The organism is Roseovarius sp. PS-C2, from assembly GCF_018862045.1.
Taxonomy (GTDB): Bacteria; Pseudomonadota; Alphaproteobacteria; order Rhodobacterales; family Rhodobacteraceae; genus Roseovarius.
The window spans coordinates 303,237-315,538 of sequence record NZ_JAHKSQ010000004.1; the positions used below are offsets into that span (position 1 = coordinate 303,237).

The 12,302-nt window shown below is 61.2% G+C and carries 14 protein-coding genes; all 14 read left to right on the forward strand.

What is annotated here, in order from left to right; translation table 11 throughout:
• Positions 1 to 1,029, forward strand: a complete 1,029-nt coding sequence (ruvB, locus tag KPG71_RS09720; protein WP_216337885.1) for a Holliday junction branch migration DNA helicase RuvB — start codon at positions 1 to 3, stop codon at positions 1,027 to 1,029.
• 319 nt (positions 1,030 to 1,348) lie between these two features.
• Positions 1,349 to 1,789, forward strand: a complete 441-nt coding sequence (locus tag KPG71_RS09725) for a hypothetical protein (protein WP_367397335.1) — start codon at positions 1,349 to 1,351, stop codon at positions 1,787 to 1,789.
• 166 nt (positions 1,790 to 1,955) lie between these two features.
• On the forward strand, positions 1,956 to 2,600 hold the full coding sequence (locus tag KPG71_RS09730; RefSeq protein ID WP_216337991.1) for a hypothetical protein: 645 nt from the start codon (positions 1,956 to 1,958) through the stop codon (positions 2,598 to 2,600).
• A 96-nt stretch (positions 2,601 to 2,696) separates the two neighbouring features.
• On the forward strand, positions 2,697 to 3,713 hold the full coding sequence (locus tag KPG71_RS09735) for a transporter substrate-binding domain-containing protein (RefSeq protein WP_216337886.1): 1,017 nt from the start codon (positions 2,697 to 2,699) through the stop codon (positions 3,711 to 3,713).
• Positions 3,714 to 3,777: 64 nt separating this feature from the next.
• Positions 3,778 to 4,746 carry a transporter substrate-binding domain-containing protein gene (locus tag KPG71_RS09740; protein ID WP_216337887.1) on the forward strand — a complete coding sequence of 323 codons (969 nt, stop codon included), beginning with the start codon at positions 3,778 to 3,780 and terminating at the stop codon, positions 4,744 to 4,746.
• Between the two features lie 3 nt (positions 4,747 to 4,749).
• Complete coding sequence (gene thpR / locus KPG71_RS09745; protein WP_216337888.1) at positions 4,750 to 5,292, forward strand: RNA 2',3'-cyclic phosphodiesterase; 543 nt, start codon at positions 4,750 to 4,752, stop codon at positions 5,290 to 5,292.
• A gap of 73 nt (positions 5,293 to 5,365) precedes the next feature.
• Positions 5,366 to 5,776, forward strand: coding sequence for a tol-pal system-associated acyl-CoA thioesterase (gene ybgC / locus KPG71_RS09750; protein WP_367397336.1), 411 nt, complete (start codon positions 5,366 to 5,368; stop codon positions 5,774 to 5,776).
• Positions 5,777 to 5,928: 152 nt separating this feature from the next.
• Positions 5,929 to 6,624, forward strand: coding sequence for a protein TolQ (gene tolQ, locus KPG71_RS09755; RefSeq protein ID WP_073035368.1), 696 nt, complete (start codon positions 5,929 to 5,931; stop codon positions 6,622 to 6,624).
• Positions 6,625 to 6,627: 3 nt separating this feature from the next.
• Positions 6,628 to 7,101 (forward strand): protein TolR, encoded by a 474-nt coding sequence (gene tolR, locus KPG71_RS09760; RefSeq protein ID WP_216337890.1) that lies wholly within the window; start codon positions 6,628 to 6,630, stop codon positions 7,099 to 7,101.
• Positions 7,102 to 7,112: 11 nt separating this feature from the next.
• A complete protein-coding gene (locus KPG71_RS09765; RefSeq protein WP_216337891.1) occupies positions 7,113 to 8,231 on the forward strand; it encodes an energy transducer TonB in 1,119 nt (372 codons plus the stop codon).
• Positions 8,228 to 9,550 (forward strand): Tol-Pal system beta propeller repeat protein TolB, encoded by a 1,323-nt coding sequence (tolB, locus tag KPG71_RS09770; protein WP_216337892.1) that lies wholly within the window; start codon positions 8,228 to 8,230, stop codon positions 9,548 to 9,550. The genes KPG71_RS09765 and tolB overlap by 4 nt, the downstream gene beginning before the upstream one ends.
• A gap of 82 nt (positions 9,551 to 9,632) precedes the next feature.
• On the forward strand, positions 9,633 to 10,142 hold the full coding sequence (pal, locus tag KPG71_RS09775) for a peptidoglycan-associated lipoprotein Pal (RefSeq protein WP_216337893.1): 510 nt from the start codon (positions 9,633 to 9,635) through the stop codon (positions 10,140 to 10,142).
• A 22-nt stretch (positions 10,143 to 10,164) separates the two neighbouring features.
• Positions 10,165 to 11,016, forward strand: a complete 852-nt coding sequence (ybgF, locus tag KPG71_RS09780) for a tol-pal system protein YbgF (RefSeq protein ID WP_216337894.1) — start codon at positions 10,165 to 10,167, stop codon at positions 11,014 to 11,016.
• A complete protein-coding gene (tilS, locus tag KPG71_RS09785) occupies positions 11,013 to 12,266 on the forward strand; it encodes a tRNA lysidine(34) synthetase TilS (protein ID WP_367397337.1) in 1,254 nt (417 codons plus the stop codon). Before ybgF ends, tilS begins: the two co-directional genes overlap by 4 nt.
• The last annotated feature ends 36 nt before the right edge of the window (positions 12,267 to 12,302 follow it).

Below are 12,302 nucleotides of genomic sequence, written 5' to 3' on the forward strand. Positions count from 1 at the left end.
ATGGATCAGCCCGACCCGACATTGCGTCCCGATCCTCTCCCCGAAGACAGCGATCGCGCCCTGCGCCCGCAGATGCTGGACGATTTCATCGGCCAGGCCGAGGCCCGCGCCAACCTCAAGGTGTTCATCCAGTCCGCCCGCCAGCGGGGCGAGGCGATGGATCACACCCTGTTTCATGGCCCCCCCGGTCTGGGCAAGACGACGCTGGCGCAGATCATGTCGCGCGAACTGGGGGTGGGCTTTCGCATGACATCGGGGCCGGTTCTGGCCAAGGCGGGCGATCTGGCCGCGATCCTGACCAACCTCGAACGCAACGACGTTCTGTTCATCGACGAAATCCACCGCCTCAACCCCGCCGTGGAAGAGGTGCTTTACCCCGCGATGGAAGATTTCGAACTGGACCTCGTGATCGGCGAAGGCCCCGCCGCGCGCACCGTGCGGATCGAATTGCAGCCCTTCACCCTTGTCGGCGCGACCACCCGCCTGGGCCTGCTCACAACGCCCCTGCGGGATCGCTTCGGCATCCCCACGCGCCTGCAATTCTACACCGAGGACGAACTGAACCGGATCGTCACCCGCAACGCCATCAAGATGGACGTCCCCGCCGAACCCGAAGGGGCGCGTGAAATCGCCCGCCGCTCACGCGGAACACCCCGGATCGCCGGGCGGCTCCTGCGCCGGGTGGTGGATTTCGCCGTGGTCGAAGGCGACGGGCGCATCACCCGCAATCTCGCCGACAACGCGCTGACCCGTCTGGGCGTGGACGGTCTTGGCCTCGACGGGGCCGACCGGCGCTATCTGACCCTGATCGCCGAGGCCTATCAGGGCGGCCCGGTGGGCATCGAAACCCTCAGCGCCGCATTGTCGGAATCGCGCGACGCGCTGGAAGAGGTGATCGAACCCTTCCTGTTGCAACAGGGTCTGATCCAACGCACCCCGCGCGGGCGCATGCTGGCCACCCGCGGCTGGCAGCATCTCGGCCTTGCCGCTCCAGCGCCCAAGGGGCAATCGGACCTGTTCGGAAAATAGGCTGTTCATGGCGCAAGCCATCGTCGTTTTTGCACCGTCCCGCGTATCAACCTTGAATTGATCGTCGATTATTGCTTTCATTCATCATAGTTCGCACGGTTTGTCATGTGCGACCGGATAGTCGTTTTGATGTTTGAATTGTTTCAGGGCTTTTAACGTGATCGTTCCCTTGCTTCTGTTTCTGATGGCCAGCGCCGTTGCAGCAACGGCTTTGTTCCTTCCTGACCAGCAAGATTTGGTATTGTTGGCAATACCCGCAGCTTTCGCGGCGCTGGTGCTCTTGATAGCGGCACGCTTGCGCGCCCCGCGACGGACGAGTGTGCCAGAGCCGCGTCATGCCCACGACAGGCGACAATACGTGATCGTGGATGGCTCGAACGTCATGCACTGGAAGAACGAGGTTCCAAGCCTCGACACCTTGCGCGAGGTTCTGGGCGATCTGACCGCCCGCGGCCTGACGCCCGGCGTCGTCTTCGATGCGAATGCGGGCTACCTGCTTGCGGATCGTTATCTTCATCATCAGGATTTCGCCGGGCTGCTTGGTCTGCCCGTTGAACGGGTCATGGTCGTCGCCAAGGGCGCACCCGCCGACCCCACCATTCTGACCGCTGCCCGCGAGATGAAGGCTCGTATCGTTTCAAACGATCAGTTCCGGGATTGGGCCGGCGATCACCCCGAGGTGCACGAGCCGGGGCATGTGATCCGGGGGCGGTATCGTGGGAATCGTCTTGTGCTGGATCTGGGTGAAAACCCGGCCTGATCCCGGAAATGCGTCCATGATGGACACGGTCCCGTCTGAACGGGCCGATTTTCGTACAAAACCCGCGTACACTTCGTACAAAACGTACGAAACTCCGGGGCGGCGGTGCTATTTGCCTGACCGTGCCGCTCTGCTAAGGGAGGAGCCGATGCAAAAGAGGCCCGCCATGACCGTTCCCGCCCCCCTGACCGCCGACCGGATCGAGCAATTCTTTACCCGCTCCGACGGCTCATACGTATTCGCACGTTGGGGGCGGCCCATTGCGCCAATCGTATTTGGCGTTGAAGATCAGACACTTGGCATCGTCAAAGGCGCGCTCGAGGCGGTGGTGGCTATGGCCGGACACCAGATGGCCGAAACCGACCCCGAGCTTGGCGTGAACCTGATGATGTTCTTCTTTCGCGACTGGGACGAACTGCTCGAAGTGCCCGATCTCGACCGTCTGGTGCCGGATTTGGCGCCGTTGGTTAACAAACTGAAAACGGCCAACGCCAACCAGTACCGGATTTTCCGCTTCGACGAGACGGGCGCGATCAAGGCCAGCTTTGTTTTTCTGAGGATGAACAAGGACTTGAGTGCAATTCCTGCCGAAACGCTGGCACTCTCGCAAATCGTGCAAACGGTGCTTTTATGGTCCGATACCGCCTTCCGCGACAGCTCTCCCCTGGCTCATATCCCGGAAAAGAACACCACGATCCTGCGCCCCGACATCGCCGACCTGATCCGCGCCGCCTACGATCCGGTGATGCCCCCCGCCGCCTCCGATGTCAGTCACGCCTTGCGGCTTGCCGCCCGGCTGCGCCCCAACTGATCCTGTCGTGTTCATCGGCCAGGGGCACAAAATATGCCTTCCGCCTTGACGAAAACCGCAATATCCGCCTTATTCCGGCGTGGTGAGGGGTGTGTCATGTGTCGTGTTCTTTTCGGGTTCCTGCTGGCTTTTTTCGTGACAGGCATATCCCCGGCATCGGCCCGGGACTGCACCCGCACCTATATCGTGCAACCCGGCGAAAGCCTGTCGATGATTGCCCAAGCGCAATATGACGACGCCGCCTTGTGGGAAAAAATCCATGCCGACAATCTGGATGTGATCGGAGAAAAACCAGATGCCGTCCGGGCGGGCATGACACTCCGGCTGGACTGCACGGACGACCCTCCGTCAACGAAAGCCCCCATGCCCCGAGACGCCATCAAGGTGCTGACTGCCAGCGGGTTCGCCCCTTTTTCCGACCGCGACCTTCCCGGTGGAGGATTGATGACCGAACTGGTGGATGCGGTGATGACTCGGGCTGCGCCAGCAGGCGGCCATACCATTCACTGGATCGAGGATCGTGCGGCGCATCTCGATCCGCTGTTGTCCAACGCATTGATGGATATGGGTTTTCCCTGGCCGCGCCCGGATTGCGAGGCCGCGCCGCAAACGCCGCTTTGCCGGACGGTCCTGTTCTCGGATCCGGTGTTCGAGGCGCTTGTCGTGCTGTTCACCGACGCATCCCGCCCGTTGCCTTGCAGCGATGACAGCGACAACGCGGGACGCACGCTGTGCCGGCCCAGGGGCTTCCCGACCGACGATTTGGACCGTCCCGACCGTCGTTGGATCAGTGACGGGATCATCATTCTGATACAGCCCGACAGTATCGACGATTGCCTTGCGCTTGTTCTGGACGGGCAGGCCGACGCTTTGGTCATGGATGAATTTTCGGGGCAGTCTGCCGTTCAACGTCTGAACCTGACCGGCCGCGTCACGGCCTTGCTCGCGCATCCTCTGTCGATCGAGACCTTGCATGTGGTTGTCCCGCGCACCCATCCGCAGGCGCAACAGCTTGTGGATATGATCAATACCGGTCTGCGCGGCATACGTGAAACCGGAGCCTTCCAGAAAATTCTGGAGGCGCATCTGACGCGTTTCTGGGGAGAGGGGTGACGATATGCGAGGTCTTTCGCTCTTCATTTTATCGTGTCTTTCCGTGGCCTTGGCAGTATTCCCGATGGCCGCGTCAGCATTATGCAATGTCACCTATACCGCGCAGGGCGGCGATAACCTGTCTGGCGTGGCCCAACTGCACTATGCGGACTCCGCGCGTTGGTCCTGGCTTGCCGCCGCCAATCCCGACCTTTCCGCCAGTCCCGACAGCGCCCTTGCGCAAGGGGCGCAGGTTTTCATCCCTTGCTCTCCGCCAGGGCCATCGAACCAGACGACCGCATCACCGGATATGCCCAAGGTGAATGTGCTGACCATTGCAGATTTTGCGCCGTTTTCTTCCCGGACATGGCCCGCCCAGGGTATGATGACCGAATTGATCACCGCTGCGCTTGGGGCCGGCCCGGCACCGTTGAGGCCCATAACCGCATGGGCTGAAAACCCGGCTGACGGGGTATCGCAATTGGCGGACAGTCACGGAGCCGAGATCGGCTTTCCCTTGACGCGGCCCGATTGCAGGGCCGAAGAGGCACGCGCCGCCTGTGCCCGTTTGCTCTATTCCGATCCGGTGATCGAGGTTCCGCTGGTTCTGTTCGTGCGGTCTGGCGGCGGGCTGACGTATCGGGATGACAGTGATTTGGCGGGCCGCCATCTGTGCCATCCGGCGGGGCACGGCATGGCGTCGCTCGACACTTCGGATCGTCTTTGGATACGTGAAAAGGCGGTGAAACTGACCACCCCGGATACGCCCGAGACTTGTTTTCAGATGCTGGTCGGGGGGCAGGTTGACGCCGTGATGCTGAACGCGCTCACGGGGGCGTCCACCATAGCGGCGATGAACCTGCACGAACAAGTTATAGCACTGGACAAGCCGCTGGTGCAGCATACCTTACACGTCGCGGTGCCCAAGGTGCATTGGCGTGCAACCACCTTGATTTACCGTATCAATGCAGGCTTGCGGACGTTGCGGGAAACGGGGGAATATGACCGGGTTGTCGGGCGGCACATGACCCTGCTCTGGGATCGGTTGAACTGACTCATGCGACTATTCGTTGCCATAGCCTTGCCTGACGCGGTTCAGGACAGATTGGAACGGCTCCAGTCGGATCTGGGGGCGGGGCGTTTGGTGCCGCCTGAAAACATGCATGTCACGCTGGCGTTCCTTGACCAGCAGGAATTGCCGGTCGCCGAGGCCCTGCATGATCGCCTGTCCGACATTGACCTGCCGGCGTTCGATATGCGGATTTCAGGTGTGGACGTGTTCGACCGGCGCGCACCCAGGTTGGTTTTCGCCGGGGTCGAGAGAGGCGCCTCCTTGGTGGCACTGCGTGACAAGGTTCGTGTCGCCGCCCATGAGGCCGGGATCGAATTGCGGCGCGAACGGTTTCGCCCGCATGTCACCCTTGCCCGGTTCCGTCATAAAATGCAGGCACAGGAACGTGACCGCCTTGGCTCTTTTCTGGAAGCGCATGGAAATTTCGCGTTGCCGCCGTTCTGTGTGGATGGTTTCGGCCTTTATCGCTCGACCTTGGGGCATGATGGGCCGATCTATGATCTCTTGGCTGGCTACCCCTTGCAGTGAAACGGTGTTTTGCGGTTTCCTCCGGCCCACGGGCATGGTTGAGTGCAGCGACTGGCAAGAATGGAGGATGAGCGTGGCCAAGACAGCTTCGGATGGAACCCATCGCTTTGATATCCGCGTCTATTACGAAGATACCGACATGGCCGGTATCGTTTATCATGCCAACTACCTGAAATATATCGAGCGCGCGCGCAGCGATTGGGTGCGCCAGATGGGGATCGACCAGAACGCCATGCGTGAACAGGACGGCGTCGTTTTTGTCGTGCGCCGGATCGAGGCCGATTATCTCGGTTCGGCCAGGTTCGATGATGAACTGGTGGTCAGAACCCGCACACAAACGGTCACCGGCGCGCGCCTGGTGATGGAGCAGACAGTGACCCGCAACGAGGAAACACTGTTTTCCGCCATCGTTACTGTCGTCTGCATCAACGAGGCAGGACAACCCGCGCGCTTGCCGCCGAATATCCGCCTGATGTTGCATTGACGGTCCCGGCGGATATTCGCCGGGGATGTTGCCGATCACGCGAATTTTGACACCGATGATGCGGAACAGGTTGGCTTTCCCCTTGGAAATCGGGTACTTTGCCGCTCAATAAGGCCGGAAAACAAGGCCGCACAACATGAAGAGCAGGCATTATGGAAGCAGAAACCCTGGCACTGGCGCAGGAGATTGATTTCTCCATGTGGGCGCTGTTTGCACGCGCCACCCTGATCGTGAAACTGGTGATGCTGATTTTGATCGTGGCATCGTTCTGGGCATGGTCGATCATCATTCAGAAACTGATCATCTATCGCAAGGCCCGCCGCGAGGCCGAGATTTTTGACCGCCGCTTCTGGTCGGGGGACCCGCTGGACGAGTTGTTTGACGATATCGGTCCCGACCCCGCCGGGCAGTCCGAGCGGATTTTTGCTGCCGGTATGATGGAGTGGCGGCGCAGCCATCGCAATGACGGGGCCCTGATCGCCGGGGCGACGGCCCGGATCGACCGTTCGATGGACGTAGCGATCGCCAAGGAATCCGAAAGTCTGCAGAGTGGGCTGTCGGTGCTGGCCACCGTCGGGTCCACCGCACCTTTCATCGGTCTTTTCGGCACGGTCTGGGGGATCATGAACGCCTTTATCGAGATCGCCGAGCAGCAGAACACCAATCTGGCCGTTGTCGCGCCCGGCATTGCCGAGGCATTGCTGGCCACCGGTCTGGGCCTGATGGCCGCCATTCCGGCCGTGATCTTCTATAACAAGCTGAGCGCGGATGCCGACAGGATCGTGGCCAATTACGAGGCCTTTGCAGACGAATTCGCCACCATTCTCAGCCGTCAGCTGGATTCCTGAGTCATGGGCGCGGGTGTCATTCAGAAAACGGGCGACAGCGGACGTCGCCGCCGGGGGCGCGGACGGTCGCGCCCAATGGCTGAAATTAACGTCACGCCTTTCGTGGACGTGATGCTGGTACTTCTGATCATTTTCATGGTCGCCGCGCCGTTGATGACGGTAGGGGTTCCGGTGGAATTGCCCAAAACCGCCGCCAATGCCCTGCCGGGCGAAGAGGAAGAGCCGCTGAGCGTGACGGTAACCGCCGATGGGGTGGTGATGATCCAGACGACCGAGATTCCGCGCGGTGAACTGGTGAACCGGTTGCGCGCGATTGCAGCTGAACGCGACAGCACGCGGGTTTATTTGCGCGCTGACGGGGCGGTGCCCTATTCGGACGTGATGCAGGTCATGGGTGCGCTCAACCGTGGTGGGTTTGCCAATATAGGTCTGGTGACGGATGCTGGCGGGCCGGACATGAACGATCAGGACGGTTGAAGGCGATTGCCGTGAATACCGGTCAAATCATATCCGGGGCGGGGCATCTGGCCCTGATCGGCTGGGCCTTGTTCGGCGGGGCGTTCCGATCCGAACCTTTGCCTTTCGAGGTGACCGAGGTCACCGCGATCTCGGCCGAGGATTATGCCGCGCTGATGGATGGGCCGCGCGCACCGGATGCCGTGGCCAATGTCGATACGCCCGAGCCGCCGGACGAGGGCGAAGGCACACCCGAACTGACCTCCGATGCCGATGCGGCCCCCGATGTGTCACAGCCCGAATCCGCAGCCGCGTCGGAACCTGATTCAGCCCCCGATGTCACGGATGTTGCACCGCCCGCCGAGGCCGAGGTCAGTGACGATCCCCCGGTTCTTGACCCGCCGCAAGACGATGTTGCGGCATTGATTCCCGAGATCGCACCTCGTCCCCAACCGCGACCGGCGCCGCGCGTCGCCCCCGAACCTGTCGCGCCACCCGAGCCGGATGTGCAGGTGGATGAGGTCGAACGCCAGGAAACCGCGCCCGATGAAAACGCTGAAACGGTGCAGGAGGATACCGAAGCCTCCGCCCCCGAAGAGGCGACCACAGAGATCGTGACCGAGGCCGAGGAAAACGATGTGGCCAGCGCTGCGCCTGCCCGCTCGGTCCGGCCGCGCACAAGGCCGTCCCGGCCAGAACCCGAACCGGAGCAGGAACAGGAAACGCAAACCGCCGCGCGCCCGCAGACCGATGAAAGCGCCGTGAACGACGCGCTGGCCGAGGCAATGGGGCAGGCAGGTGGTGAAGGGCAGGGGGCGCCACAAGGCCCGCCTTTGACCGCCGGTGAAAAGGATGCGCTGCGCGTCGCGGTGCAGAATTGCTGGAACGTGGGCAGCCTGAGCTCCGAAGCGTTGCGCACCACGGTCGTGGTCGGTGTCACCATGAGCGAAGACGCCAGACCGGTGACCAGTTCGATCCGCATGATCGACGCGACGGGGGGTGGCGGTGCGGCGGCCAAACAGGCCTATGAAGCCGCGCGCCGGGCAATTATCCGCTGTGGCGCCGGTGGCTTTGATCTGCCTGTGGAAAAATACGATCACTGGCGGGATATTGAGATGACCTTCAATCCGGAGAAAATGAGGATCAAATGATGCGTTACGTACTAAGCCTCCTTGTGGCCCTCGTGTTTTGGGTTACGCCAGTCGTCGCTCAGGATGGGCCACTCCGGATCGAGATTACCGAGGGCGTGATCGAGCCCTTGCCCTTTGCGGCGCCGGATTTCGTATCGGATAACGCGGCGGGGGCTGATCTCGGGCGCAAGATTGCGGACGTGGTTGCCGCCGACCTGACCGGAACGGGGTTGTTTCGGGAAATCCAGCCCGATGCCTTTATCAGCCGGGTCACCAGTTTCAGCAGCCCGGTACAGTTCGCCGATTGGAAGGCGATCAATGCTCAGGCTCTGATCACCGGAGCGGTTACCGCCGATGGAAGCGGTAAACTGGTTGTGCGGTTCCGCCTCTATGACGTGTTTGCCGGGCAGGAACTGGGGCAGGGGCTGCAATTGGAGGGCACGCAGGATGGCTGGCGGCGTATGGCGCACAAGGTGGCCGATCAGGTTTACAGCAGGATTACCGGCGAAGCGCCCTATTTCGACAGCCGCGTGGTCTTTGTGGCCGAAAGCGGACCAAAAGATCAGCGATCCAAGCGGTTGGCGATCATGGATTACGATGGCGCCAATGTCAGCTACCTTACCGACAGCGCCTCGATCGTGTTGGCCCCGCGGTTTTCCCCGGATGGGAAAAGGGTGCTTTATACCAGCTATGAAAGCGGGTTTCCGCGTATCTACGTGATGGATGTCGGGTCGGTTCAGCGGCGTGTCCTGGAAAGCCAGGACGGCCAGATGAGCTTTGCTCCGCGGTTCGGCCCTGACGGGCGCACGGTGCTTTATTCCGTATCGCGCGGCGGCAATACCGACCTTTACCGTATGGATATCGACAGCGGCGCAAGCACCCGCCTGACGACGGCACCCTCGATCGAAACCGCCCCGAGCTTCAGCCCCGATGGCAGCCGGATCGTGTTTGAAAGCGATCGCTCGGGGACGCCGCAACTCTATGTCATGCCTGCCGGTGGCGGTGAGGCGCAGCGCATCAGTTTCGGGCAGGGGCGCTACGGCACCCCGGTCTGGTCGCCGCGTGGCGATCTGATCGCGTTTACCAAGCAATCCAAGGGGCGGTTCCATATCGGGGTCATGCGCACCGACGGCAGCGAAGAACGCCTGTTGACCGCCTCATTCCTTGATGAGGGACCGACATGGTCGCCCAATGGTCGGGTGATCATGTTCACCAGGGAAACACAGGGCGCGCAGGGGAGTGCAAGCCTGTATTCGGTCGATATCACCGGACGGAATCTGCGTCAGGTCGCGACGACGACCGGTGCGAGTGACCCTTCGTGGTCACCCTTGCAGGACTGATGATGAGTCTGCGCATTTCAAAGGCGCGGATGCTATGATAGAAACGGTGCAAGACTGGCACCCATAACGAGCGGGACAAGACATGACCTATCTGAGCAAGACATTGATGCTGTGCGCCGGGCTGGCGCTGGCGGCCTGTTCCAGCCCTGACCGGTTTGGAGATTCAAACACCGTCGATCTGAATTCGGCGGGCGGAGCTATGGCCGGAACGGCGCAGGACCCGGCCTCGCCGTTGTATTTCCAGCAAACCATCGGTGACCGGGTCTTGTTCCAGGTCGATCAGTCCACGCTGACACCCGTGGCGCAGTCCACGCTGGACGGTCAGGCCCAATGGCTTTTGACCAACACGGATTATAACGCGGTGATCGAAGGCCATGCCGACGAACAGGGCACGCGAGAATATAACCTCGCCCTCGGGGCACGCCGTGCGAATTCGGTTCATGAATACCTTGTCAGCAAGGGTGTTGCGGGCAACCGGCTCAAGGTGATTTCCTACGGTAAGGAACGCCCGATCGAGTTGTGCAGCAACGAGGCTTGCTATGCCAAGAATCGCCGCGCCGTGACGGTGATCTCCGCCATCCCGAGCAGCTGATCGCGTTTCAGGAGTGAACCAGATGCGCCTGTTTCTTGCCGTTGTGAGCTGTGTAGCATTTGCCTTGCCCGCCGTTTCGGCAGCGCAGGCGCAAGAGGAAACCCTGGCCGATATCCGACAGGAACTGTCGGTGCTTTATGTCGAGATCCAGAAGCTCAAGCGCGAACTGAACACGACAGGGGCTGCCGGTCAGTTGACCGGCAGCGGCACCCTGATCGAACGTGTGAACGCCATCGAGAGCGAATTGCAGCGTTTGACCTCGCAAACCGAGCAATTGGAATACAAGGTCGAGCGCGTGGCCGAGGATGGTGCAAACCGGATCGGTGATTTGGAATTCCGTTTGTGTGAGCTGGAAGAGGGATGCGATATCGGCGCTCTTGGCGACAGCAGCACCCTTGGCGGAATTGAAACCAGTGGCGGCGGGAGCAATGCGGGCATGGTGAACCCCAGCCTCAATGACGCGACGGGCGATGCAAATGCCCCCCAGTTGGCGGTGAGCGAAAAAGCGGATTTCGACCGGGCCAAGGCGGCGCTGGAGGCCGGGAATTACGCCGAGGCGGCAGCACAGTTCGAGACGTTCCGGCAAAGCTATCCCGGTGGTCCGATGACCGCCCGCGCCGGATTGTTGCGCGGTGAGGCCCTGGAAGGCGCGGGCGATCTCAAAGCCGCGGCGCGGGCCTATCTGGATACGTTCAGTACGGACAAGACCGGCCCCGAAGCCCCGCAATCGCTCTATCGTCTCGGTGCGGCTCTTGGGCAACTCGGGCAGACCGAGCAGGCCTGTGTTACGCTGGCCGAGGTCGGTAACCGGTTCCCTAGTGATCAGGCCGTCGGGCAAGCACAATCCGCGATGACCGATCTGGGTTGTCCGTGACATCAGACGTCGAGGCGCTGCGGGATCGGATCGCAGCGCATTTTTTGCCCGAGCCCCCGGTGTGTCTGGGCGTTGCCGTGTCAGGCGGCAGCGACTCGACCGCATTGCTTGTGCTGCTGCATGAGTGGATGAAAAGTGGCGGGCCCAAGGTGCGGGCTGTCACCGTGGATCACGGTTTGCGTCCCGAGTCGGCAGCCGAAGCTGCACAGGTTGCCCGTATGTGTGCAGATTTGAATGTATCGCATGACATCTTGCATTGGGGTGGCTGGAACGGTCAGGGCAATTTGCCCGATCAGGCGCGGCTGGCGCGGTATGATCTGATGGCGGACTGGGCAGCAGAGCAGGGCATTGCCGATGTCGCCCTGGGCCACACGGCAAACGACCAGGCCGAAACATTTCTGATGAGGCTCGCACGTGAAGCGGGCGTTGACGGTCTGGCCGCGATGGCGCCAAGGCGCAGTATCAAGGGCATCGCGTTTCACCGCCCCATGCTGGAAATTCCTCGTGAAACCCTGCGTGATATACTGCGTGCCAGATCGATTGGCTGGATCGACGATCCGACGAATGAGGACAAGCGATACGAGCGAGTGCGCGCCCGTAATGCGCTGTTGCATCTGTCCGAGCTTGGTATCGGGCCCGAGGGATTATCGCGTGTGGCACATCATATGTTCGACGTCCGGGCAACGCTGTATCATTATGCGTACACGGCTGCGCGGCAACTTGTTCATGTCGAGGCCGGGGATCTGGTGATCGAGAAGGAAGGCTTTACCGATCTGCCGCAAGAGATTGCGCGCCGTTTGATTCAGGAAGCGCTGAAATGGGTCAGTGGGGCAGGGTATGGGCCGCGTGGCCGGGCCGTCGATCAGCTTTTGCATGCCATCGGGCAGGGCAGGGACATGACGTTGCACGGGTGCCATTTGGTCGTGCGAAGTGATATACTGCGGATCATGCGCGAATTCAGGGCGGTGGCCGATCTGCGCTGTGATATTGATGCGCTATGGGATGGCCGATGGCGTCTGGTGGGGCCGGGAGGCGCAGGGCTGCATATCGCGGCGCTTGGCGACAAAGGGCTGATAGCCTGTCCTGAACGGCATCAAACCGGCCTGCCAGCCTTGTCAATGAAGGTGTCGCCGGGGGTTTGGCAGGGCGAAATTCTGGTTGCGGCGCCTTGTGCCGGGCTGGCAAATGGCTGGAGTGCACATTTGGTGCGCGACGAAGCGGCCTATCTTGATGCTTTCTTATCGCATTGAAGATAGCGCTGTGATCTCTATTTAAGACCGGTAGAC